The 23,231-nt window shown below is 69.3% G+C and carries 20 protein-coding genes; 10 read left to right on the plus strand and 10 right to left on the minus strand.

What is annotated here, in order from left to right:
* Positions 1–8: 8 nt before the first annotated feature.
* The gene (locus ABZT04_RS19785) at positions 9–941 is read right to left on the minus strand and encodes a bifunctional helix-turn-helix transcriptional regulator/GNAT family N-acetyltransferase (RefSeq protein WP_356057955.1); all 933 of its coding nucleotides are present in this window, start codon (positions 939–941) and stop codon (positions 9–11) included.
* Positions 942–1,094: 153 nt separating this feature from the next.
* Here ABZT04_RS19785 and ABZT04_RS19790 point away from each other — a divergent pair, with 153 nt between their 5' ends.
* The 3 genes from ABZT04_RS19790 (at position 1,095) to ABZT04_RS19800 (ending at position 2,029) form a co-directional block, all read left to right on the plus strand.
* Complete coding sequence (locus ABZT04_RS19790) at positions 1,095–1,370, plus strand: type II toxin-antitoxin system prevent-host-death family antitoxin (RefSeq protein WP_356057957.1); 276 nt, start codon at positions 1,095–1,097, stop codon at positions 1,368–1,370.
* On the plus strand, positions 1,367–1,627 hold the full coding sequence (locus ABZT04_RS19795) for a Txe/YoeB family addiction module toxin (RefSeq protein ID WP_356057958.1): 261 nt from the start codon (positions 1,367–1,369) through the stop codon (positions 1,625–1,627). Before ABZT04_RS19790 ends, ABZT04_RS19795 begins: the two co-directional genes overlap by 4 nt.
* A gap of 171 nt (positions 1,628–1,798) precedes the next feature.
* Complete coding sequence (locus ABZT04_RS19800; protein WP_356058082.1) at positions 1,799–2,029, plus strand: helix-turn-helix transcriptional regulator; 231 nt, start codon at positions 1,799–1,801, stop codon at positions 2,027–2,029.
* 25 nt (positions 2,030–2,054) lie between these two features.
* Here ABZT04_RS19800 and ABZT04_RS19805 read toward each other — a convergent pair whose 3' ends face one another.
* On the minus strand, positions 2,055–3,101 hold the full coding sequence (locus ABZT04_RS19805; protein ID WP_356057959.1) for a LacI family DNA-binding transcriptional regulator: 1,047 nt from the start codon (positions 3,099–3,101) through the stop codon (positions 2,055–2,057).
* A 274-nt stretch (positions 3,102–3,375) separates the two neighbouring features.
* On the opposite strand from ABZT04_RS19805, the gene ABZT04_RS19810 reads away from it, so the two are divergent.
* The 4 genes from ABZT04_RS19810 (at position 3,376) to ABZT04_RS19825 (ending at position 7,149) form a co-directional block, all read left to right on the plus strand.
* Positions 3,376–4,533, plus strand: a complete 1,158-nt coding sequence (locus tag ABZT04_RS19810) for a Gfo/Idh/MocA family oxidoreductase (protein ID WP_356057960.1) — start codon at positions 3,376–3,378, stop codon at positions 4,531–4,533.
* Positions 4,530–5,684, plus strand: coding sequence for a dihydrodipicolinate synthase family protein (locus ABZT04_RS19815; protein ID WP_356057962.1), 1,155 nt, complete (start codon positions 4,530–4,532; stop codon positions 5,682–5,684). Before ABZT04_RS19810 ends, ABZT04_RS19815 begins: the two co-directional genes overlap by 4 nt.
* Positions 5,685–5,719: 35 nt before the next feature.
* Positions 5,720–6,520: a sugar phosphate isomerase/epimerase family protein gene (locus ABZT04_RS19820; RefSeq protein ID WP_356058083.1), complete on the plus strand. Its 801-nt coding sequence runs from the start codon at positions 5,720–5,722 to the stop codon at positions 6,518–6,520.
* A 272-nt stretch (positions 6,521–6,792) separates the two neighbouring features.
* The gene (locus ABZT04_RS19825) at positions 6,793–7,149 is read left to right on the plus strand and encodes a hypothetical protein (protein ID WP_356057963.1); all 357 of its coding nucleotides are present in this window, start codon (positions 6,793–6,795) and stop codon (positions 7,147–7,149) included.
* Positions 7,150–7,246: 97 nt separating this feature from the next.
* Here ABZT04_RS19825 and ABZT04_RS19830 read toward each other — a convergent pair whose 3' ends face one another.
* The 6 genes from ABZT04_RS19830 to ABZT04_RS19855 form a co-directional block, all read right to left on the minus strand.
* The gene (locus tag ABZT04_RS19830; protein ID WP_356057965.1) at positions 7,247–7,624 is read right to left on the minus strand and encodes a DUF937 domain-containing protein; all 378 of its coding nucleotides are present in this window, start codon (positions 7,622–7,624) and stop codon (positions 7,247–7,249) included.
* Positions 7,625–7,884: 260 nt separating this feature from the next.
* The gene (gene rbsD, locus ABZT04_RS19835) at positions 7,885–8,274 is read right to left on the minus strand and encodes a D-ribose pyranase (RefSeq protein WP_356057966.1); all 390 of its coding nucleotides are present in this window, start codon (positions 8,272–8,274) and stop codon (positions 7,885–7,887) included.
* On the minus strand, positions 8,271–9,173 hold the full coding sequence (locus ABZT04_RS19840; protein WP_356057967.1) for a ribokinase: 903 nt from the start codon (positions 9,171–9,173) through the stop codon (positions 8,271–8,273). Before ABZT04_RS19840 ends, rbsD begins: the two co-directional genes overlap by 4 nt.
* Positions 9,174–9,207: 34 nt before the next feature.
* Entirely contained in the window at positions 9,208–11,154 is a 1,947-nt protein-coding gene (locus tag ABZT04_RS19845; RefSeq protein WP_356057968.1) for a substrate-binding domain-containing protein, read from the minus strand.
* Positions 11,144–12,673: a sugar ABC transporter ATP-binding protein gene (locus ABZT04_RS19850; protein WP_356057970.1), complete on the minus strand. Its 1,530-nt coding sequence runs from the start codon at positions 12,671–12,673 to the stop codon at positions 11,144–11,146. The genes ABZT04_RS19845 and ABZT04_RS19850 overlap by 11 nt, the downstream gene beginning before the upstream one ends.
* Positions 12,670–13,689, minus strand: a complete 1,020-nt coding sequence (locus ABZT04_RS19855) for a LacI family DNA-binding transcriptional regulator (RefSeq protein ID WP_356057971.1) — start codon at positions 13,687–13,689, stop codon at positions 12,670–12,672. Before ABZT04_RS19855 ends, ABZT04_RS19850 begins: the two co-directional genes overlap by 4 nt.
* Positions 13,690–13,883: 194 nt before the next feature.
* Here ABZT04_RS19855 and ABZT04_RS19860 point away from each other — a divergent pair, with 194 nt between their 5' ends.
* Positions 13,884–14,726, plus strand: a complete 843-nt coding sequence (locus ABZT04_RS19860; protein WP_356057972.1) for a methyltransferase domain-containing protein — start codon at positions 13,884–13,886, stop codon at positions 14,724–14,726.
* 40 nt (positions 14,727–14,766) lie between these two features.
* Here the strand turns inward: ABZT04_RS19860 and ABZT04_RS19865 are convergent, their stop codons facing one another.
* Positions 14,767–16,194, minus strand: coding sequence for a PHB depolymerase family esterase (locus tag ABZT04_RS19865; protein ID WP_356057974.1), 1,428 nt, complete (start codon positions 16,192–16,194; stop codon positions 14,767–14,769).
* A 267-nt stretch (positions 16,195–16,461) separates the two neighbouring features.
* Between ABZT04_RS19865 and ABZT04_RS19870 the strand changes: the two genes are divergently transcribed.
* A complete protein-coding gene (locus tag ABZT04_RS19870; RefSeq protein ID WP_356057975.1) occupies positions 16,462–18,708 on the plus strand; it encodes an ATP-dependent RecD-like DNA helicase in 2,247 nt (748 codons plus the stop codon).
* A 180-nt stretch (positions 18,709–18,888) separates the two neighbouring features.
* Entirely contained in the window at positions 18,889–20,178 is a 1,290-nt protein-coding gene (locus ABZT04_RS19875; protein WP_033287238.1) for a citrate synthase, read from the plus strand.
* A 795-nt stretch (positions 20,179–20,973) separates the two neighbouring features.
* Here ABZT04_RS19875 and ABZT04_RS19880 read toward each other — a convergent pair.
* Positions 20,974–23,226, minus strand: coding sequence for a heavy metal translocating P-type ATPase (locus tag ABZT04_RS19880; RefSeq protein WP_356057976.1), 2,253 nt, complete (start codon positions 23,224–23,226; stop codon positions 20,974–20,976).
* Positions 23,227–23,231 lie beyond the last annotated feature (5 nt).

Here is a 23,231-nt window from a genome sequence, read left to right on the forward strand (position 1 = left end):
CCTACTCGTCACTCGGCCGTCGTGTGCAGGTCGAGACGCCAGTCCTGGCCGACGAGATCCTGGCCGAAGGAGCGGTGCGGTTTCTCGGCGGTCAGGACGAAACCGTGCCGCTGGTAGATACGGCGGGCGGCGCCGAGGATGTCGTTGGTCCACAGTACGAGGTCCCGATAGCCGACTCCGCGTGCGAACTCGACGACCGCGGACACCAGTTGGTCCCCGATCCGCAGCCCGCGCGCGTCGGGCTCGACGAGTAGCAGCCGTAGCCGGGCGGTACCGGGCGCCTCGTCGCGCACGCACATCACACACCCCACCGCCCGCCCGTCCAGCTCGGCGATCCACACCCGCTCCAGATGCGGATCGTGGTCCTCGGCGAAGTCGGCGACGATCCGGGCCACGAGCCCCTCGTAGTCGGCGTTCCAGTCGTACTCGGTGGCGTACAGCGCCGCGTTCCGCTGCACGATCCACCCCAGATCGCCCGGCCCCGGCTCCCGCAGCACGACATCCTCGGGCCGCGGCCGGCGCCCGTCCGACAGGATCGCCCGTACGGTGTGCAGCGCCTCGGAGAGCCGGGGCCGATCGGCGGCCGGCACGGTCGCGAGCAGCGCCCCGACGGATTCGTCCGCCCGCTCGGCCAGCAGCCCGGCGGTCTCCCGCCCCCGCACGGTGAGCGTGACCTCCCGCCGCCGCGGATCCCGCTTCGAGGGCCCCCGCTCGATCAGCCCGTCCTGCTCGAACCGGTTCAGGATCCGACTCAAGTACCCGGCGTCCAACGACAGTTCGGAACGCAGATCGGCCGCGTCGGTGTGCGGGGCGTGCGCGAGTTCGTACAGCACGCGGGACTCGGTGAGGGTGTACGGGGCGTAGAGGTGGCGGCTGTAGTCGAGGGCGCCGATGACGTTCGTGTAGAAGCGGTTGAAGGAGCGGATGTCCTGGACGGTCATGGTCGGTTCCCGGATGGTTGACTCAGTCAGAGATATCGCCGGGTTGAGCCTAGGGCGTCCGCGCCTTCGTGGCTACTCCTCGGGAGTCGTACCGAAAACAGGCACCACTACTGGTACCGTTTCCTTGTACCACTCGGGAGAAGGGTGTCCGTCATGTCCATAAGTGCCAGCGAGGCGAGGAAGACCCTGTTCCCCCTCATCGAGCAGGTCAACAACGACCACACCGTCATCGAGATCACCTCCCGCTCCGGTGATGCGGTGCTGATGTCCGCCGATGACTACCGGTCGTGGCAGGAAACCGTCTATCTACTGCGTTCCCCCGCCAATGCCGCCCGCTTGATGAAGGCCATCGCGGACTACAAGGCGGGAGCGGAGACAGTCCACAAAACTATGGACGAGCTGTACGACGCGGTGGACGGTGAGGAGTGAGGGATGTCCTTTTCACGCCCGATGGATGGGACGACTTCATGTACTGGGCGACGACTGATCCGAAGATGTGTCGTCGTCTGGCGAAGGTGATCGACGACTGCCGGCGCGATCCCTTCGCCGGCATCGGAAAGCCGGAACCGTTGAAGGGCGACCTGTCCGGGTTCTGGTCCCGGCGGATCAACGACGAACACCGCCTGGTCTACGCGGTCGAGGAAAAAGCCGTGGTGGTCATCAAGGCCCGTTATCACTACGGCTGACTCCTGGACGGGATCAGGGCACGGGGTGGTGCGGGTGTAGGCCCGCTCTACGGCTGCGAGGACGGTGGCTGCGCCTTGGTGACGTCGTAGCGCCAGAACGGTCGTATCAGCAGGGCGCCCGTGAGGACGACGACCACGCACGCCGCCACCTGGCTGGCCCGCCGCATCGGCGTGAGCGAACGCACCCTGGCCCGGCTGTTCAGAACCGAGTTCGGCATGACGTATCCGCAGTGGAGGACCAACGTCCGCGTCTTCCACGCCATGGTGCTCCTCGCGGAGGGAGCGACGGTCAGCGAAACGGGCCACCAGTGCGGCTGGGCCACGACCAGCGCCTTCATCGACACGTTCAGCCGCACGGGGGGGCAGACACCGGGGGCCTGTCGGATCGGGCCGCCTCAATGAACCGGGAGACGGCCCCCACACCCGACTACTTCCGCGGCACCCCCGAAGACCCCCGAACCATCAACTCCCCCCGAACCGTAGCGATCCCGCCCGGCGGCGGCTCCTCCCGCCCCATCGCGATCCGTCCCGCCCGGGCCCCCGCCTCCGACAACGGCAACCTCACCGTCGTCAGCGACGGCACCGCGTCCACGCTGAACGGCAGATCGTCGAAGCCGGCGACCGAGACGTCGTCCGGGATCCGCAGCCCCGACTCGCGCACGGCCGCGCACGCGCCCACCGCGACGGAGTCGTTCGCCGCGACCACGGCCGTCAGTGACGGGTCCCGTCGCAGCAGCTCCAGCGTGGCCTCGTAGCCCGAGCGCCGGTCGTAGCGTCCGTGGACCGTCCAGCGGGGGTCCTCGTCGATGCCGTGCACGGACAGTGCCTCGCGGTGGCCCTCCAGGCGGTGCCGGGTGGTCGTGCGTTCCTCCGGGCCCGCGATGTAGCCGAGGCGGCGGTGGCCGAGGCCGATGAGGTGTTCGGTCAGCTCCCGGCCGCCGCCGCGGTTGTCGAAGGTCAGCGCGAACGCGCCCGTGTCCGGCGCCGGAGGCCGACCGCACAGGACCACCCGCGTCCCCGCCTCGCCCAGTTTCCGCAGCTTCGCCGCGACCGCCGCCGCGTGCGGGGCGTTCTCCATCGCGCCGCCGGTGAGGACGACGGCCGCCGCCCGCTGGCGTTGCAGCAGGGTGAGGTAGGTCAGTTCGCGTTCCGGGGAGCCGCCGGTGTTGCAGACCACCGCGAGCCGTTCACCGCCCGCCCGGCCGCCCGGTCCGCCGATCTCGGACTGGATCGCGCTCGCCATGATCCCGAAGAAGGGGTCGGCGATGTCGTTGACCAGGATGCCGACCAGGTCGGAGGTGGCCGCCGCGAGCGCGCTCGCGGGACCGTTGAGGACGTAGTCGAGTTCGTCGACCGCCCGCAGTACCCGCTCACGGGTGGTCGCCGCGACCGGGTAGTTGCCGTTCAGTACGCGCGACACCGTCGCGGGGGAGACCTGGGCGCGGGCCGCCACGTCCGCCAGGGTCACCGTCATGTCGTTCGTCCTCCGGTCGCGCGTCCTGTCGAACGCCGTGTATGCGTCTGTACATCCGTATATCCATGCATAGGCTGCGCAAAAAAAGCCCGTTGGCTGCTCAAAGGAAGCCCCCGTCCGAGCAGACGATAAGGCCATCGACCCCTGTCGTTCGCCCCCTCGAACAACTCGACCCCATCACGGTCTTGTACAGACCAGTGTGCAAAGGCTAGCTTCTGCGTAGATAGAAAGCGCTTGCTGCGTCGCTGGGACGCATGCGGACGAAGGGAAACACGTGACACGCAAGACGGTGCGTATCGCCATGAACGGCGTGACCGGGCGCATGGGCTACCGCCAGCACCTCGTCCGCTCGATCCTCGCGCTGCGCGAGCAGGGCGGGCTGGACCTCGGTGACGGCACGGTGCTGTGGCCGGAACCGATCCTCGTCGGCCGGCGCGAGTACGCGCTGAAGGCGCTCGCCGAGCAGCACGGGCTGGACCCGGAGAACGTCTCCACGGACGTCGACGCGGTCCTCGCCGACCCGACCGTCGAGATCTACTTCGACGCCCAGGTCACCTCGGCCCGCGAGGAGGCGATCAAGAAGGCGATCGCGGCGGGCAAGCACATCTACACCGAGAAGCCGACCGCGACCGGCCTCGACGGAGCCCTGGAGCTGGCCCGGCTCGCCGACGCCGCAGGCATCAAGCACGGTGTCGTCCAGGACAAGCTGTTCCTGCCGGGTCTGCTGAAGCTCAAGCGGCTCATCGACGGCGGCTTCTTCGGCCGGATCCTGTCGATCCGCGGCGAGTTCGGCTACTGGGTCTTCGAGGGCGACTGGCAGACCGCCCAGCGCCCGTCGTGGAACTACCGTTCCGAGGACGGCGGCGGCATCGTCGTCGACATGTTCCCGCACTGGGAGTACGTCCTGCACGAGCTGTTCGGGCGGGTCAAGTCCGTGCAGGCCATCACCGCCACCCACATCCCGCAGCGCTGGGACGAGAACGGCAAGCCCTACGACGCCACCGCCGACGACGCCGCCTACGGCATCTTCGAACTCGACAGCGGCGCCATCGCCCAGATCAACTCCTCCTGGGCCGTCCGCGTCAACCGCGACGAACTCGTCGAGTTCCAGGTCGACGGCACGGAGGGCTCGGCCGTCGCCGGTCTGCGCAACTGCCGTGCCCAGCACCGCAGTTCCACCCCCAAGCCGGTCTGGAACCCGGACCTCCCCGCCACCGAGGTCTTCCGCGACCAGTGGCAGGAAGTGCCGGACAACACCGACTTCGACAACGGCTTCAAGGCCCAGTGGGAGCTGTTCCTCCGCCATGTCTACGCCGACGCCCCCTACCACTGGGACCTGCTGGCCGGCGCCCGTGGCGTCCAGCTCGCCGAGCTGGGGCTGAAGTCCTCCGCCGAGGGCCGCCGCTTCGACGTACCGGAGATCACGCTGTGACCATCCAACTCCCCGACTCCAAGGGCGGGTTGCGGGCCTACGAACCCCGCTCCGAACCCTTCGCCGTCACCACCGGCACCCCCTTCACCTCCCGTACGGTGTTCTCGGCGGCGCACGTCGTCGCCGACCCCTTCGCCGACACGAGCCCCGACTCGCCGGCCGCCGTCGACTGGGACGCCACCCTCGCCTTCCGCCGCCACCTCTGGTCGCACGGGCTCGGGGTCGCCGAGGCGATGGACACCGCCCAGCGCGGGATGGGCCTGGACTGGGCGGGTGCCGCCGAGCTGATCCGCCGTTCCTCCGCCGAGGCCAAGGCGGTTGGCGGCCGGATCGCGTGCGGTGTCGGTACCGACCAGATCACCGGCCCGGCCTCCCTGGCCGACGTACAGGCCGCGTACGAGGAGCAGTTGGCCCTCGTCGAGGCGTCGGGCGCGCAGGCCATCCTCATGGCGTCCCGCGCGCTCGCGGCCGTCGCCAAGGGGCCCGAGGACTACCTGGAGGTCTACGGCCATCTGCTGCGCCAGGCCGCCGAACCCGTGGTCCTGCACTGGCTGGGCCCCATGTTCGACCCGGCGCTCGAGGGCTACTGGGGCTCGTCCGACCTGGACGCGGCCACGGACACCTTCCTCGACGTCATCGCGGCCCACCCGGACAAGGTGGACGGCATCAAGGTGTCGCTCCTGGAGGCTCAGCGGGAGATCGACATCCGGCGCCGACTGCCGCAGGGCGTCCGCTGCTACACCGGCGACGACTTCAACTACCCCGAGCTGATCGCGGGCGACGAACAGGGCTTCAGCCACGCCCTGTTGGGGATCTTCGACCCGCTGGGCCCGCTGGCGGCGGAGGCGGTCCGCGTCCTGGACACCGGGAACGCGGCCGGATTCCGTGAACTCCTCGACCCCACCGTCGAGTTGTCCCGCCACCTCTTCCAGACGCCGACCCGCTTCTACAAGACCGGCGTGGTGTTCCTGGCCTGGCTCGCGGGTCACCAGACGCACTTCACCATGGTCGGCGGCCTCCAGTCGGCCCGCTCCCTCCCGCACTTCGCCCGCGCCTACGAACTCGCCGACGGCCTGGGCCTGTTCCCCGACCCGAAGCTCGCCGAGGAACGGATGAAGAACCTGCTCGCCCTGTACGGAGTGACCCAGTGAGCAATCCCGAGTTGGCGCGCTTCTCCATCAACCAGATGACGGTGAAGCAGCTCAGCATGCCCGAACTGGTCGACGCCTGCCTGGAGTTGGGCGTACCGGGCGTCGGCCTGTGGCGGGAGCCCGTCCAGGCGTACGGGGTGGCGGAGACCGCGAAGCTGGTCGGTGACGCGGGGCTCGCCGTGACAACGTTGTGCAGGGGCGGTTTCTTCACGGCGATCGACCCGGCCGAGCGCGCCCGCGCCCTGGACGACAACCGGCGGGCCGTCGACGAGGCGGCCACCCTCGGCACGGACACCCTCGTCCTGGTGTCGGGCGGTCTGCCGGCCGGTTCCAAGGACCTGCACGGCGCGCGGGAGCGGATCGCCGACGCGCTGGGTGAGTTGGGGCCCTACGCCGAGGAGCGGGGCGTACGGCTGGCGATCGAGCCGCTGCACCCGATGTACGCCTCCGACCGCTGTGTGGTCTCGACGCTCACCCAGGCCCTCGACCTGGCCGAGCGCTTCCCCGCCCAGCAGGTCGGCGTCACGGTCGACACCTACCACATCTGGTGGGACGACCGGGCACCCGAGCAGATCGCCCGGGCGGGCGCGGGCGGCCGTATCCACACCTTCCAGCTCGCCGACTGGACCACCCCGCTGCCCGAGGGCGTGCTCAACGGGCGCGGTCAGATCGGGGACGGCGCGATCGACATGCGGGAGTGGCTGTCGTACGTCGAGGCCGCCGGATACACCGGCTCCATCGAGGTCGAACTCTTCAATGACGGCCTGTGGGCCCGGGACGGACGCGAGGTGCTGGCGGAGACGGCGGCGCTGTTCGTGGAGCACGTCATTCGGTAGCCGGAATGTGAGAGTCACCTTCACACAGCTCCTTTTTATAAATGCAGATCAGGGTCCGTGCGGTGGGCACCATTCCTATGACCAACCTGTCGATTTAACTTTTCCGGAGCCTTCCGGAACCGTATCTCCCCAGGTCGTGTCTGTAGGATCGTGCCCGCCGCGGGGCCGGGAGAAAGCCCGGAAACGCGGTAGGCCGGGCTTTCTCCCGTATGAGAGAAGCCTGAGAGCTGCATAAGAGAAGTAATTCTCTGAATCAAATCAAGGAGTTATCTGTGAACGTCCGTATCGCCGCCGTATCCGTGGCCTCCGCCGCGCTCGTCGCCGTCGGCGCCACCTCCGCCTTCGCCGCGCCCGCCCCGGCGCCGAGCATCACCCTCAAGGCCAACCACACCACCGTGAAGCTCGGTGACGTGGTCACCTTCACCGGCAAGACCACCGGTCTGAAGGAAGGCAGCAAGGTCACGCTGCAGGTCAAGTCCGGCGCTACCTGGAAGTCCCTGCCGGTGACCGCGAAGGTCAACCACAGCGCCTACAAGCTGACCGACAAGTTCCAGAAGAAGGGCGTCGAGGTCCTGCGCGTCAAGGACGGCGCCACCGTGTCCAAGGCGGTCTCGGTCACCGTCCGCTGACGTCGGCCGCCCCGCACTGACACACCCTGACCTCCTGCCCCACCCCGTCCGATCCGGGGTGGGGCAGGAGGTCAGGAGTATGCCGTACCCGCCCGCCCTACTTCTTCGCCGCCCGCTTCGTCAGCACGGTCAGCACCACCGGGACCAGCATCTCCACGACCCGTGCGACGGCCGCCGGCGGCAGACCCGTCTTCTTGGCCACCGCGTTCGCCACCGGCTTCGCCGCCTTGGCCAGCACCCCCGCCATGAGCCCGCCGGTCGCGAAACCGCCCAGCGTGGCCACGCCCTGGAGCGGAGCCTCCTGAGGCGTCTCGACGGCCGCCGCCTCGCCGGACAGCGCCGACGCGGTCGCGCCGACCACGTCCACGGCGCCCGCCTCGTCCGTACCCAGCAGGCCCGCGATCTCCTGGACCCGGTCGTCGCCCAGCTCGTCGAGGACATCGTCGTGGAAGGTCGTAGCAGCGTCTTCGCTCATGCCTGAAACGCTACGTCCGCCCCGTTTCACCGGCACCCGGAAGGGTTCTCGGGGAGCGCCGGAAAAAATCTTCGGATGCCGTACAACCCTCCCCGTACTCCGCGGGTCGTACTTGGCATCAGGACTCTTGGAGGGGGATCTGGGGGGATCGCGAGGGGTCCTGATGTGGAGGGGAATAGCCGAGGGGGCTTGGTCGACGGACCGGGCCCCCTCGAATGTGTCCGGCCCCCGTGCCGACCTGACAGGCCTCAGGTCGTGCCCTAGAAGAACACCCCACACCGCAACAGCACATTCGCGTACGGCCGCGCCTCGCCCGTCCGTACGATCAGCCGGGCCCCCGCCGACAGCTCCTTGAGCCGCTCGTGGGAGACGAGGTCCAGGTCGGGGAAGCGGGCGTCGAGCAGGGCGGCGGCGGCCCGGTTGGTGCCCCGCACTTCGCTCGCCGCCGTCGCCCCCTCCACCACCAGCTCGGCCAGCAGTCCGTCCAGCACCTCCGCGAACGACGGCACCCCGGCCCGGAACGCCAGGTCCACGACCCGGGGCCCGGCCGGGATCGGCATCCCGGCGTCGCACACCAGCACCCCGTCCCCGTGCCCCAACTCGGCCAGCGCGCCGGAGAGATGACGGTTGAGGATTCCTGCCTTCTTCACAGCGCGGCTACCTCGTCCGCAGTCGGGTAGGACTCCTGGGCGCCCTTCCTGGTGACGGCCGCCGCCCCGACCCGGGCCGCGTACGCCGCCGCCTCGGCCAGGGACGAGCCCGCGCCCAGCTTCCACGCCAGCGCCGCGGTGAACGCGTCGCCCGCGCCCGTGGTGTCCACGGCGTCCACCTCCACGGACGGCACCCGGGTCACCCCCTCCCGCGAGGCCACCAACGCGCCCTCCGCGCCGAGCGTCACGACCACCGAACGCGGGCCCTTCGCCAGCAGGATCCGCGCCCAGTCCTCGGGCCGCTCGCTCACACACGCGTCCCCGAGGATCACCTTCGCCTCGTGCTCGTTGACGATCAACGGGTCGCAGGCCGCCAGGACTTCGGACGGCAGCGGCCGGGGCGGCGACGGGTTCAGCACGAACCGGCTGCCGGGCGCCAGACTCCGTACGACCTCCATGACCGTCTCCAACGGGATCTCCAATTGCACGGAGACCACCCGGGAGGCGTGGAAGAGACACGCGGCGGCCTGGATGTCGACGGGGAACAGCTTTCCGTTGGCCCCCGGCGACACCACGATGCTGTTGTCCCCGGACGGGTCCACCGTGATCAGCGCGACCCCGGTGGGCGCCCCGCCGACCAGCACGCCCACCGTGTCGACACCGGCCGCCCGCTGCGAGTCGAGCAGCAGCCGGCCGTACGCGTCGTCACCGACCCGGGCCAGCAGGACCGTACGGGCGCCGAGCCGGGCGGCGGCGACCGCCTGGTTGGCGCCCTTGCCGCCGGGGTGGACGGCCAGGTCGGAACCGAGCACCGTCTCGCCGGCGCCCGGCCGCCGCTCGACGCCGATCACGAGGTCGGCGTTGGCCGATCCCACGACCAGGAGGTCGTAGTCGTACATCAATTGACTCCCCACAGTGGTGACTTGGCCGCTGTCAGCCGGTGAACCCGGCCACGTTCTCCTTCGTGACCACCTTCACCGGCACCTTCACCGTCGACTCCACCTTCTTGCCCTGAGCCGCGCGCAACGCGTTGTCCACGGCGATTTTGCCCAACTGGCTCGGCTGCTGTGCCACGGACGCGTACAAGGTGCCCTGCTTCACGGCGGTCAGGCCGTCGGGAGTGCCGTCGAAACCGACGACCGAGACCGACTTGCCGGCCTTGGAGCCGAGCGCCTTGATCGCGCCGAGGGCCATCTCGTCGTTCGCGGCGATGACGCCTTGCACGTCGGGGTGGGCCTGGAGCAGGTTCGACATCACGTCGAGGCCCTTGGTGCGGTCGAAGTCGGCGGGCTGCTGGGCGAGGACCTGGATGCCGGGGTAGGCCTTCAGCCCCTTGGCGAAGCCCTCCGCCCGCTCCCGCGCGGCCGAAGTACCCGCCTGGCCCTGGAGGATGACGATCTTGCCGGTGCCGCCGAGTTTCTCGGCGATCGTCTTGGCGGCGAGTTCACCACCGGCGATGTTGTCGGAGGCGACCAGCGTGTCCACGGCCGCCTTGTTGACGCCCCGGTCCACGGCGATCACCGGGATCTTCGCCTTGTCGGCGGCCTTCACGGAGTTGCTCGCCGCGTCCGAGTCCACCGGGTTGACGATGATCGCGCCGTAGCCGGAACTGGTGAAGTTCTGGAGCTGGTTGGCCTGTTGGGAGGCGTCGTTCTGGGCGTCGGTGACCGTCAGGTCCAGGCCCAGCTTCTTCGCCTCGGCCTGCGCGCCCGACCGGATCTGCACGAAGAACGGGTTGTTGAGCGTGGAGAGGGACAGCCCGACCTTGGGCTTGCCGGCCGTAGAGGAGTCGTTGTGCAGGAAGGAGGTCGCGCCCACGATCGCCACGGTGACCACGGCCGCCAGCGCGTACGTCGTCGCCTGCTTGCCCCTGCCGCCACCGGAGGCGCCGGAGACGGGAGTCGCGCCCGCCTTGCGCCGCACGGTGTCCAGCAGGACGGCCAGCGCGATGACGACACCGATGACGACCTGCTGCCAGAAGGCCGACACCGAAAGGAGGTTGAGGCCGTTGCGCAGCACCGCCAGGATCAGCGCGCCGATCAGGGTGCCGGACGCCTTGCCGGTGCCGCCCGCGAGGGAGGCGCCGCCGATGACGACCGCGGCGATCGCGTCCAGCTCGTAGCCGTCGGCGGCCTGCGGCTGCGCCGAGGAGAGCCGGGAGGCGAGGACGATCCCCGCGGCGGCGGCGAAGACACCGGACAGGGCGTAGATCGCGAGCTTCTGCTTGGAGACGCGCAACCCCGAGAGGCGCGCGGCCTCTTCGTTGCCGCCGATCGCATACATCGAACGGCCGATGTAGGTCCGGCCGAGCACGAAGGCCGCGATCAGCCCCATCACGATCATCACCAGGACCGGCACCGGCAGCCAGCCGCCGAGCGTGTCGCCGAGGTGCGAGACCGAGTCGGGGAAGGCGATCGGGGAGCCCTGCGAGATCACCAGCGACAGCCCGCGCGCCACCGACAGCATCGCCAACGTCGCGATGAACGGCGGCAGTTTGCCGTAGGCGATGAGGAAGCCGTTGACCAGGCCGGCCGCGATGCCCGTGGCGATCGCGAGGACCACGGCGAGGACGACCGGGACGCCGTGCTGGGTGGCGCTCCAGGCCAGCACGGTGGCCGAGAGGGCCGCCACCGAACCGACCGACAGGTCGATGCCCGCCGAGACGATCACGAAGGTGACGCCGAAGGCGAGGATGGCGGTCACGGCCGCCTGGACGCCGACGTTGAGGAGGTTGTCGGTGGTCAGGAAGTCGCCGGACAACGCCGACATGGCGACGACCAGGACGATGAGCGCGGTCAACGCCCCGTTGTCCAGCAGCAGTCGGCGGATTCCCGAGGCGCCACTCGCGCCCGTCGTGCCCTTGAGCGTGTCAGTGGCCACGGTGGCCCTCCACAGCGGTAGTTGCCTGGTTCGGTGTACTGACGGCGAGTGCCATCACGGAGTCCTGCGTCGCCTCGGCGGCCGTCAACTCGCCCGCGATCCGGCCCTGTGCCATGACCAGCACCCGGTCGCTCATGCCGAGGACCTCGGGCAGATCGCTGGAGATCATGAGGACGGCGGCACCGGCGGCGGTGAGTTCGTTGACGAGCTGGTAGATCTCGACCTTGGCGCCGACGTCGATCCCACGGGTCGGCTCGTCCAGGATCAGCACCTTGGTGTCGGCGAGCAGCCACTTGCCGATGACGACCTTCTGCTGGTTGCCACCGGACAACGTCCGTACCTGCTGGCCGAGTCCGGCCATCCGGACGCCCAACTGCCGGGCGATCCGGGCGGCTTGCTCGCGCTGCCCCTTGAGGTCGACGAGCCCGCCGTGGGTGGCGGCCCGCATGGTGACGAGCCCGAGGTTCTCCGCCACCGACTGGTCGAGCACGAGCCCCTGACCCTTGCGGTCCTCGGGCACCAGCCCGATCCCGGCCGCCATGGCCGCGTTGACGTCATGCCCGCGCAGTGCGGAGCCGGCGACCTTCACGGCCCCCTTGTCGTACGGATCGGCCCCGAAGACCGCCCGTACGACCTCGGTACGGCCCGCGCCGACCAGCCCGGCGATACCGACGACCTCACCGGCCCGCACCTCGAAGCTGATGTCGTGGAAGACCCCGTCCCGGGTGAGCCCCTCGACGGTGAGCAACACGGCGCCGGCGTCGGCCCGTTCACGCGGGTACTGCTGCTCGATGGACCGCCCCACCATGAGCCGTACGAGCTCGTCCTCGGGCGTGGAGGCAGGCACCTGCCCGACGCTCTTCCCGTCCCGGATGACGGTGACCCGGTCCCCGAGGGCGGCGATCTCGTCGAGGTGATGGGTGATGAAGACGATCCCGACGCCGTCCGCGCGCAGTTGGCGCACGATGACGAAGAGCTTCTCGACCTCCTCGGAGGTGAGGACGGCGGTCGGCTCGTCCATGATCAGCACGCGTGCGTTCAGGCTGAGCGCCTTCGCGATCTCGACCATCTGGAGGCGTGCGATACCGAGTTCACGGACACGCGCGCGTGGCGACACGTTCACGCCGACGCGCTCCAGGAGGACGGCGGCCTCGGCCTCCATCCGCTTCCGGTCGATCATCCCGAGGCGGCGCGGCTGCCGTCCCAGGAAGATGTTCTCGGCGACCGTCAGATCGGGAACGAGGTTGAACTCCTGGTAGATGGTGGCGATCCCGAGGTGCGCGGAGTCCTGCGCACTGTGGATGCGCACCTCCTCGCCACCGGCCAGGATGCGGCCGCCGTCGGGGCGGTAGGCGCCGGAGAGCATCTTGATGAGGGTGCTCTTGCCGGCGCCGTTCTCACCGAGCAGCACATGGACCTCGCCCCGGCGCAGATCGAAGTCGACGCCGTCCAGCGCGACCACACCGGGGAAGGTTTTCCGTATGCCTTCGATGCGCAGCAACTCGTCCGGGTCGCTCACGACGTGCTCCTTTGCACAGGGGATACCGGCTCGCCGCACGAGCGGCGCACGACGAGCCGGGCGGGAAGGGTGACGGACCGCGGGGCCCGCCCCTCGATCAGGTCGACCAGGGCGCGCACGGCGGCCCGCCCCAACTCGCCCGTGGGCTGGGCGATCGCGGTGATCGGCGGATCGGTGTGCACGAACCAGCGGATGTCGTCGAACGCGGCGAGCGCGAGGTCCTCGGGAACCCGCAGCCCACGCGCGCGTACGGCGTCCAGGGCACCCAGCGCCATCAGGTTGTCGGCGGCGAACACGACCTCGGGCGGCTCGGGCAGATCGAGGAAGCCCTCGGTGACCCGCCGTCCGCTCTCGGCCTGGAAGTCGCCCTGCCCGATGTAGGCGTCGGGGAGCGGGATCCCGTACTCGGCGAGCGCGTCCCGGAAGGCGGCGACGCGCTCGCTGCCGGTCGTGGTGGCGGCGGGGCCCCCGATGATGGCGAGCCTGCGATGCCCGAGCCCGTGCAGATGCGCGACGAGGTCCCGGATGGCGGCCCGCCCGTCCGCCCGCACGACGGGCACGTCCACGCCCGGGATCCACCGGTCCACGAACACCATCGGCGTCCCCGCGCGGGCCGCGTCCAGCATCCCGGGGGAGCCGCCGTCGGTGGGGGACACGAGCAGTCCGTCGATACGACGGTCCAGCAGCGTCCGCACGTGGTGGTCCTGCAACTCGGGCCGCTCGTCGGCGTTCCCGATGATGACGCTGTAGCCGAGCGCGCGGGCCTCCTCCTCGACGGAGCGGGCCAGCTCGGTGAAGTAGGGGTTCATCACATCGCTGATGACCAGCCCGAGGGTGCGGGTCTGGTCGGTGCGCAGCGAGCGGGCGACGGCGTTCGGGCGGTAGCCCAGCGCCTCGACGGCGGCCAGCACGCGCGTGCGTGCGTCGTCACTGACCGACGGATGGTCGTTCAGGACGCGCGACACCGTGGCGACGGAGACACCCGCCCGGGCAGCGACGTCCTTGATGCTTGCCATCGCCGGTCCACCTCCTCGTGGAATCGATTACACGACCTTGTGTACGGAGGATTGGAATCGATTACATGAGGATGAGGCAAGTGGTGGGCGGTGGCCGAAATCCAATCGTGACCGGGGGGCATGGCGGGGTCACGTCCCCCGCGCGGAGAAGCGCAAGGCGTTTACGCCGCCCGGGCCGCGCGGAGACTCCCGCCATGTACGACGAAACGCCCGCGCACGCGGCGGACACGGCCCGCGCCTACTACGACTCCGCCGACGTCGACGGCTTCTACCGCTCCGTGTGGGGCGAGGACATCCATACGGGCATCTACGAGCACCCGGACGAACCGGTCGCCCGGGCGACCCGGCGGACCGATGCCGAGGTGGCGGCCCGGGTGGCCGACCTGCTGGGGCCGGGTCGTACGGTCCTCGACCTCGGCTCGGGCTACGGCGGCGCGGCCCGCCACCTCGCCGCCACCTACGGCTGCCGGGTCGTCGCGCTCAATATCAGCGAGGTACAGAACCGGCGGCACCGCGAACTCAACGCCCTTCAGGGCCTCGACGGACTCATCGACGTCGTCGCCGGATCGTTCAACGAAGTCCCCGCGCCGGACGGCCGGTTCGACGTCGTCTGGACCCAGGAGGCCCTCGTCCACGCCGGCGACCGGGCGCACATGCTCGCGGAGGCGGTCCGCGTCCTGGCTCCCGGCGGCGCGCTGGTCCTCACCGACGTGATGGCGGCCGACGACACCCACCAGGAGGCCCTGCGCCCGGTGTGCGAACGGCTCCACGTCACCGACCTCGCCACCCCCGACTTCGTCCGCACCCAGTTGACCCGACTCGGCCTGGAACGCGTCGGCTTCGAGGACCTGAGCGAGCACCTGATCCCGCACTACGCCCGCCTCACCGCCGAAGTACGCGACCACGGCGACGAACTCACCACCACCGACGCCATCGGCGAGGAGTACCTGGCCCGACTCCGCGCGAACCTGCCCCTGTGGCTCGACGCCTGCGAGAACGGCCTCCTCGCCTGGGGCATCTTCCACGCCCGCCGCTGAGCGGCACCGGCCCCGTCCCACAGCACGAGGGGGCGGACTCTCAGCCGGACTGGCGCATGATCCAGTCGCGGATGCCCGGGATCGTGTACGCGATGTGCCAGGTGCCCATGTGCGCGCTCGTCCCGGAGCCGGACTTCACGGTCGTACCGGCCTGGAAGGAGGCGTAGTTGACCGGAGCCTTCTGCTTCTCCAGGCCGCGCACGTCCGCGGCGAACTGCGCGGCGGTGGACTGGCCGTCCCACACCGCGGTGCCGACCTTCGTGCCCTCGGCCTTGATGACCTTGGTGATGGCGTTCTCGCCGGAGTAGGACTTGTCGTCGTCCTGGGAGACGACGATCCACAGCTTCTTCTCGGCGAGCGGCTTGGCCTGGCTGGACGGCCACTGTCCGGCGACAACGAAGGACGCGGCGAACAGATCCGGGTACTTGATGTTCAGGCCCACCGTCATCATCGCGCCCATCGACTGACCGGTGGCGTAGAGCCGCTTGGAGTCGATGCTGTACTTCTTCGCCACCGCCTTGACGAGGTTCGCGGTGGCGTCGAACAGGGGCGACGGCTTGTAGGTGTCGTCGACCACGACCGAGCCGTACTCGGGCGCCAGGACGAACGACTCGTGCCGGGCCTGGTCCGCGTCACTGGCCCAGCACACCGCGCCGAGCCCCTGCACCAGGGGCCCTTCGGTCGCGACGTTGACCACGCTCGCGTCGTGCATGAACAGCACCAGCGGGTAGCGCTTGCCCGGGTCGTAGCCCTTCGGGACGAACAGGTTGTACTTCAGGGTCTGGCCGGTCGCGGGATCGTGGTACGAGAACTGCTTGAAGTCGTCGACGATCAGGTTGATCACCTTGCTGGTGGTCAGCGTCGTGCTGTCGGCCGCGTAGCGGGTCCTGTCGGCGGTGGTGACGGTGCCCTTCTGGGTCAGCGTGGCCTTCGCCGCGACGATGGTTCCGCCCGGGGTGCTGTCGCCGACCTTCGGCCCGCCCACGCCGACCCCGTCACCGCCGCTGCTCGAAGCACTCGCGGACGGGCTCGACGCGCTGCTGGTGGAACTCTTGGAACTCGACGCACTGGCGGAGTCGCTCGGGCCGGTGCCGGAGCCCTGCTGCGTCACCCAGAGCGCCGCCGCCTTGTCGTCGGGGGACAGCTCGACGATGACGTAGCGGCCGTCCCGGCCCTTCTCGGCGAGTGCGGCCTTCGTGTTCGCGTAGACCTTCGTGACCTTGCGGTCGGAGACGTCGAACGTCGAGGTCGACAGGGACGAGGTGTCGATGACGCGGTCGTACTCGACCGCCACCGCGACGAGCTTCTGACCGTCGCCGAAGACCTGGGTGATCGCGGTGGCGCTGCGGACGTGGCTCGTCTTCTGCCGGGTCTCGTCCGCGTCGGCCGTCGCGCTGTAGACCGCACAGCCGACCGCGGCCAGCGTTCCGGCCGCCGCGGCCCCGGCGATGAACGTACGCCTCTCCACCACTGCTCGCTCCTTCGTCGATGACGAGTGATCGTCGCTTCCGGCTCGGCCCGGTTCCGTCGGCCGACTCCAGGATCAGATTGCGATGTTACGAAGGCAAGTTGGCAAAGAGCTGTGAAAAAGCCGTCAGGAACGGCCTTTTGGCCAGGTGAGGAGCCAATAAGCCCCGAAGGTAGTTCGCGAAGGCACATATCGGAATGAGTCGCAAAACGGGCGGCTGCCCACACCCGGAATCCCCCTGTCAGACCCCGGCTGTAGCGTCGGACCATGTCGAATCTGGCGGTCCTCGAAGGGGTCCTGGAGCGGATCACGTACGCCAACGAGGAGAACGGCTACACGGTCGCCCGTGTCGACACCGGTCGGGGTGGCGGTGACCTCCTCACGGTCGTCGGCTCGCTGCTCGGTGCCCAGGCCGGTGAGTCCCTGCGCATGGAGGGCCGTTGGGGCTCGCATCCGCAGTACGGCAAGCAGTTCACCGTGGAGAACTACACGACGGTCCTCCCCGCCACCATCCAGGGCATCCGCCGCTATCTCGGCTCGGGCCTCGTCAAGGGCATCGGACCCGTCTTCGCCGACCGCATCACCCAGCACTTCGGCGTCGACACCCTCCGGATCATCGAGGAGGAGCCCAAGCGGCTGATCGAGGTCCCGGGGCTCGGCCCCAAGCGCACCAAGAAGATCGCCGACGCCTGGGAGGAACAGAAGGCGATCAAGGAGGTCATGCTCTTCCTCCAGTCGGTGGAGGTGTCCACCTCGATCGCGGTCCGCATCTACAAGAAGTACGGCGACGCCTCCATCTCCGTCGTCAAGAACCAGCCGTACCGCCTCGCCTCCGACGTCTGGGGCATCGGCTTCCTCACCGCCGACCGGATCGCCCAGTCGGTCGGCATTCCGCACGACAGCCCGGAGCGCGTCAAGGCAGGCCTCCAGTACGCCCTTTCGCAGGCCACCGACCAGGGCAACTGCTATCTCCCCGAGGAACGCCTGATCGCCGACGCGGTGAAGCTGCTCCAGGTCGACACCGGTCTTGTCATCGAGTGCCTCGCCGAACTCGCCCTGCCGGACGAGGAGTCGGGCGACCCCGGTGTCGTACGGGAGAAGGTCCCCGGCCCCGACGGCGACGCGGAGCCCGTCACCGCCGTCTACCTCGTCCCCTTCCACCGCGCCGAACTCTCCCTCGCCGCCCAACTCCGCCGCCTGCTGCGCACGGACGCGGACCGGATGCCCGCCTTCCACGACGTGGCCTGGGACAAGGCGCTGGGCTGGTTGAAGGGGCGTACGGGCGTGGAGCTGGCCCCCGAGCAGGAGGCCGCCGTCCGGCTCGCGCTGACGAAGAAGGTCGCCGTGCTCACCGGCGGCCCCGGCTGCGGCAAGTCGTTCACCGTCAGGTCCATCGTGGAGCTGGCCAAGGCCCGTAAGGCCAAGGTCGTCCTGGCCGCCCCGACCGGGCGGGCCGCCAAGCGCCTCGCGGAACTCACCGGCGCCGAGGCATCGACCGTCCACCGCCTGCTGGAACTCAAGCCCGGCGGCGACGCGGCCTACGACAAGGACCGCCCCCTGGACGCGGACCTGGTCGTGGTCGACGAGGCCTCCATGCTCGACCTCCTCCTCGCCAACAAGCTGGTGAAGGCCGTGCCCCCGGGAGCCCACCTCCTCTTCGTCGGAGACGTGGACCAGCTCCCCAGCGTCGGCGCCGGCGAGGTGCTGCGGGACCTGCTGGCCGAGGGCGGACCGATCCCCGCCGTACGCCTCACCCGCGTCTTCCGCCAGGCCCAGCAGTCGGGCGTGGTGACCAACGCGCACCGGATCAACTCCGGGAAGCATCCGCTCACGGACGGCATGAAGGACTTCTTCCTCTTCGTCGAGGACGACACGGAGGAGGCCGGCCGGCTCACCGTGGACGTGGCGGCACGGCGGATTCCGGCCAAGTTCGGGCTCGACCCGCGCCGGGACGTCCAGGTGCTCGCGCCCATGCACCGGGGGCCGGCGGGCGCGGGCAACCTCAACGGACTGCTCCAGCAGGCGATCACGCCCGGCCGCCCCGACCTGGCGGAGAAGCGGTTCGGCGGCCGGGTCTTCCGGGTCGGCGACAAGGTCACCCAGATCCGCAACAACTACGAGAAGGGCGAGAACGGCGTCTTCAACGGCACGGTCGGCGTCGTCACTTCACTCGACCCGGTGGACCAGCGCCTCACCGTGCTGACGGACGAGGACGAGGAGGTGCCGTACGACTTCGACGAACTGGACGAACTGGCGCACGCCTACGCGGTGACCATCCACCGCTCCCAGGGCAGCGAGTACCCGGCCGTGGTGATCCCGGTGACCACGAGCGCGTGGACGATGCTCCAGCGGAACCTGCTGTATACGGCCGTGACCCGGGCCAAAAAGCTGGTCGTGCTGGTCGGATCACGCAAGGCGATCGGACAGGCGGTGCGGACGGTGTCGGCGGGGCGGCGCTGCACGGCACTGGACTTCAGACTGACCGTAAAAAATGATCGATCAAATGAGTCGTGAAGGTCACACAGCACTTCCGGATGCCGGGGTGGAGGGGGCAGGATGAGCAGGTTGGCGGCACTGAGTGCCGCCAATAGGCCCAATGGTCGACCCCGAGTGCACTCTCCTGCGCCAAATGGGGGATGGTAGAGACAGTCAGGGCAACCTCGAAGAAGAGGCACAACGTCGGTGAGGGATGACGTGAGCGACAACTCTGTAGTACTGCGGTACGGCGACGGCGAGTACACCTACCCGGTGATCGACAGCACCGTCGGCGACAAGGGCTTCGACATCGGGAAGCTCCGTGCCCAGACCGGTCTGGTGACGCTGGACAGCGGTTATGGGAACACCGCCGCCTATAAATCCGCCATCACCTACCTCGACGGTGAGCAGGGCATCCTCCGGTACCGCGGCTACCCGATCGAGCAGCTGGCCGAGCGCTCCACGTTCGTGGAGGTCGCCTACCTGCTGATCAACGGCGAGCTGCCGACCGTCGACGAGCTCACCGTGTTCAAGAACGACATCACGCAGCACACCCTGCTGCACGAGGACGTCAAGAACTTCTACAAGGGCTTCCCGCGCGACGCCCACCCGATGGCGATGCTGTCGTCGGTCGTCTCGGCGCTGTCCACCTTCTACCAGGACAGCCACAACCCGTTCGACGAGAAGCAGCGCAACCTCTCCACGATCCGGCTGCTCGCCAAGCTTCCGACGATCGCGGCGTACGCGTACAAGAAGTCGATCGGCCACCCCTTCGTCTACCCGCGCAACGACCTCGGCTACGTCGAGAACTTCCTGCGCATGACCTTCTCCGTCCCGGCGCAGGAGTACGACCTCGACCCGGTCGTCGTCTCCGCCCTGGACAAGCTGCTGATCCTGCACGCGGACCACGAGCAGAACTGCTCGACCTCCACGGTCCGCCTGGTCGGCTCCTCGCAGGCCAACATGTTCGCCTCGATCTCGGCCGGCATCAACGCGCTGTGGGGCCCGCTGCACGGCGGCGCCAACCAGTCGGTCCTGGAGATGCTGGAAGGCATCCAGGCCAACGGCGGCGATGTCGACTCCTTCATCCGCAAGGTGAAGAACAAGGAGGACGGCGTCCGCCTGATGGGCTTCGGCCACCGGGTGTACAAGTCCTTCGACCCGCGCGCCAAGATCATCAAGGCTGCCGCGCACGACGTCCTCTCGGCCCTCGGCAAGTCCGACGAGCTGCTGGACATCGCGCTCAAGCTCGAAGAGCACGCGCTGTCCGACGACTACTTCGTCTCGCGCAACCTCTACCCGAACGTCGACTTCTACACCGGCCTGATCTACCGGGCCATGGGCTTCCCGACCGAGATGTTCACGGTCCTGTTCGCCCTGGGCCGCCTCCCGGGCTGGATCGCCCAGTGGCACGAAATGATCAAGGAGCCCGGCTCCCGCATCGGCCGCCCGCGCCAGATCTACACGGGCGTGGTCGAGCGCGACTTCGTGCCGGTCGAGGGTCGCTGACCCCGACAACACCGGACCACTGCACCACGGCGCCCTTTCGGCTCCCTCGCCTCACGCGGCGAGTGAGCCGAAGGGGCGCGTCTGTGTCGAGAGCCCATGGGGCCCCTCCCGCTCGAGCGAAGCCGAGAGTGGGGGAGCGCGGAGGCCCGAAGGGTCGAGCACGATCGGGCTCTCGACACAGACTTCTGCGCCCCGGAGGCGAACCGAGCCTTGAAAAAGAGGGGAAGAAGGCGCCCTGCCGACGGTCCCCCCACGGGCCGGCGTACAGGGCGCCTTCCCATGTCCCGGTGCGGATTCCCCCCACGGGATCCGGCCGGGCGTCTGAGAGAACCAGCGCCTGAATCGCTGTCGTGCCGAAGCTCGATTCAGCTGAGCTTCGTTGAGCAGAACGAGCAAAACTCCTCGTACTACTGGGTAGTGCCGGTGATGTGTGCGGTTGGCCGGGACATCGCACGTCGGGAGGGCCGCTCAAAGCTCCCCGGTTGTACGTGTCCCGGCAACGCATCTCTGAGGAAGTCCCCCAAGACATCCCCAGATGCCAGGTCGCGCCCCCCAAGACGCTTCCTGACATCGTCAACTTAGACCTTCGAACCCCTTCGATGGTTACGTTCACATCACTGTGATCTGCGTCTCTTGCAAATGTCCTTTAGGTGCGCAAGAGCCCCGATGTCGTGGTCGGGACCCCAGCGTAAGGATGATGCGCGAGCCTTGTGAAGAGCTTATGTGAGGCCGTCTTCTGTCTCTAGGGGGACTCTTGCTTCAGGTTCCCGTAACTCCCGGTAACTTTGCGGGTCTTCAGCGAAATGTCCGAAGTCGCAGGCTGTTGGAGATCACGAAGACCGAGGAGAAGGCCATCGCGGCCCCCGCGATCATGGGATTCAGCATGCCCGCGGCGGCCAGCGGAAGCGCCGCCACGTTGTATCCGAAGGCCCATACGAGGTTGCCCTTGATGGTGCCGAGCGTCCTGCGGGACAGCCGGATCGCGTCCGCGGCCACCCGCAGGTCCCCGCGCACCAGCGTCAGATCGCTCGCCTCGATCGCCGCGTCCGTCCCGGTGCCCATCGCGAGACCCAGGTCCGCGGTGGCGAGCGCGGCGGCGTCGTTGACCCCGTCGCCCACCATGGCGACGGTCCGCCCCTCGCCCCGCAACCGCCGTACGACGTCGACCTTGTCCTCGGGCAGCACCTCGGCGATGACCTGGTCGATGCCGACGGCCGCCGCCACGGCCTCCGCGACCGCGCGGTTGTCGCCGGTCAGCAGTACCGGCGTGAGCCCGAGCGCGCGCAGCTCCCGTACGGCCTCGGCGCTGGTCTCCTTGATCGCGTCGGCGACCGCGACGACTCCGCGCGCCACTCCGTCCCAGCCGACCACCACGGCCGTACGACCGCCGCTCTCGGCCTCGGACCTGGCGCGCGCCAACTCCTCCGGAAGGGCGTCGAAGAGGCGTCCTACGGCCACCTCGCGGCCTTCCACCCGCCCCCGTACGCCACGCCCCGGCACGTTCTCGAAGTGCTCGACCTCGGGGAGCGCGCCGACGCGCCGTTCGGCGCCCGCCGCCACGGCCCGGGCGACGGGGTGCTCGGAGGCGTGCTCCAGGGCGCCCGCGAGCCGCAGCAGCTCCCGCTCGTCGGTGCCCTCGGCGACGTGGACCTCCTGGAGGGTCATGCGGCCGGTGGTGATCGTGCCGGTCTTGTCGAGGACGACGGTGTCGACGCGGCGGGTGGACTCCAGGACCTCGGGGCCCTTGATGAGGATGCCGAGCTGGGCGCCGCGGCCGGTGCCGACCATGAGGGCGGTCGGGGTGGCCAGGCCCAGCGCGCACGGGCAGGCGATGATCAGCACGGCGACGGCCGCGGTGAACGCGGCGGCCGTGTCGCCGGTGACCGCGAGCCACACCCCGAAGGTGGCGAGCGCGATCAGCAGCACCACCGGCACGAAGACCCCGGAGATCCGGTCCGCGAGCCGCTGCACCTCGGCCTTGCCGTTCTGCGCGTCCTCCACCAGCCGCGCCATCCGCGCGAGTTGGGTGTCGGAGCCGACCCGGCTCGCCGCTACGACGAGCCGCCCGCCGGCGTTCACGGTCGCGCCGGTGACGGTGTCACCCGGTGCCACGTCCACCGGCACCGACTCGCCGGTCAGCATCGACGCGTCGACCGCCGAGACGCCCTCGACGACGGTGCCGTCGGTCGCGATCTTCTCTCCGGGCCGTACGACGAACCGGTCTCCGACCGCCAACTCGGCCACCGGGACACGTACTTCACGCCCGTCCCGCAGTACCGCGACATCCTTGGCGCCCAACTCCATGAGCGCGCGCAGGGCCGCTCCCGCGCGGCGCTTGGAGCGGGCCTCCAGAAAGCGGCCCAGCAGGATCAACGCGACGACTCCGGCGGCCACTTCGAGGTAGATCGTCGAGGCGCCGTCCGTGCGCGAGACGGTGAGGCGGAACTCGTCGTGCATGCCGGTCATGCCCGCGTCGCCCCAGAACAGCGCCCACAGCGACCAGCCGAACGCGGCCAGCGTGCCGACGGAGACGAGGGTGTCCATGGTGGCGGCGCCGTGCCGGGCGTTGGTGAACGCGGCCTGGTGGAAGGGGAGTCCGCCCCAGACGACGACGGGCGCGGCGAGCGTGAGCGCGAGCCACTGCCAGTTGTCGAACTGGAGGACCGGGACCATCGACAGCAGCACGACAGGCAGGGCAAGGAGGGCGGAGACGGTCAACCGCTCACGCAGGGAGGCGAGTTCGGGATCGTCGACGGGGGCCGTCTGTGTCTCGGGTTCCGGCGGTGCGGGTTCCTCGGCGGTGTACCCGGTCTTCACCACGGTCGCGATGAGGTCGGCGACCTGGACGATGCCCGCCGGATAGCTGACCTTCGCCTTCTCGGTCGCGTAGTTGACCGTGGCGCTGACGCCGTCCATGCGGTTGAGCTTCTTCTCGACGCGGGCCGCGCAGGAGGCGCAGGTCATCCCGCCGATGAGCAGCTCGACCTCGGCCGCTTCGGGGGCCGCGGCTATCGGGCTCGTAGAGGTTTCTGCGGTGGTGCTGGTCATGTCCG

Origin of the sequence: Streptomyces sp. NPDC005492, assembly GCF_040605995.1 — a bacterium.
Classification (GTDB): Bacteria; Actinomycetota; Actinomycetes; order Streptomycetales; family Streptomycetaceae; genus Streptomyces.

What these genes read in the sequence shown, in the direction of transcription:
- ABZT04_RS19785 (WP_356057955.1), bottom strand. Translation starts at nt 941, where the DNA reads ATGACCGTCCAGGACATCCGCTCCTTCAACCGCTTCTACACGAACGTC.
- ABZT04_RS19790 (WP_356057957.1), top strand. Translation starts at nt 1,095, where the DNA reads ATGTCCATAAGTGCCAGCGAGGCGAGGAAGACCCTGTTCCCCCTCATC.
- ABZT04_RS19805 (WP_356057959.1), bottom strand. Translation starts at nt 3,101, where the DNA reads ATGACGGTGACCCTGGCGGACGTGGCGGCCCGCGCCCAGGTCTCCCCC.
- ABZT04_RS19820 (WP_356058083.1), top strand. Translation starts at nt 5,720, where the DNA reads ATGACGGTGAAGCAGCTCAGCATGCCCGAACTGGTCGACGCCTGCCTG.
- ABZT04_RS19830 (WP_356057965.1), bottom strand. Translation starts at nt 7,624, where the DNA reads ATGAGCGAAGACGCTGCTACGACCTTCCACGACGATGTCCTCGACGAG.
- ABZT04_RS19840 (WP_356057967.1), bottom strand. Translation starts at nt 9,173, where the DNA reads ATGTACGACTACGACCTCCTGGTCGTGGGATCGGCCAACGCCGACCTC.
- ABZT04_RS19855 (WP_356057971.1), bottom strand. Translation starts at nt 13,689, where the DNA reads ATGGCAAGCATCAAGGACGTCGCTGCCCGGGCGGGTGTCTCCGTCGCC.
- ABZT04_RS19860 (WP_356057972.1), top strand. Translation starts at nt 13,884, where the DNA reads ATGTACGACGAAACGCCCGCGCACGCGGCGGACACGGCCCGCGCCTAC.
- ABZT04_RS19870 (WP_356057975.1), top strand. Translation starts at nt 16,462, where the DNA reads ATGTCGAATCTGGCGGTCCTCGAAGGGGTCCTGGAGCGGATCACGTAC.
- ABZT04_RS19880 (WP_356057976.1), bottom strand. Translation starts at nt 23,226, where the DNA reads ATGACCAGCACCACCGCAGAAACCTCTACGAGCCCGATAGCCGCGGCC.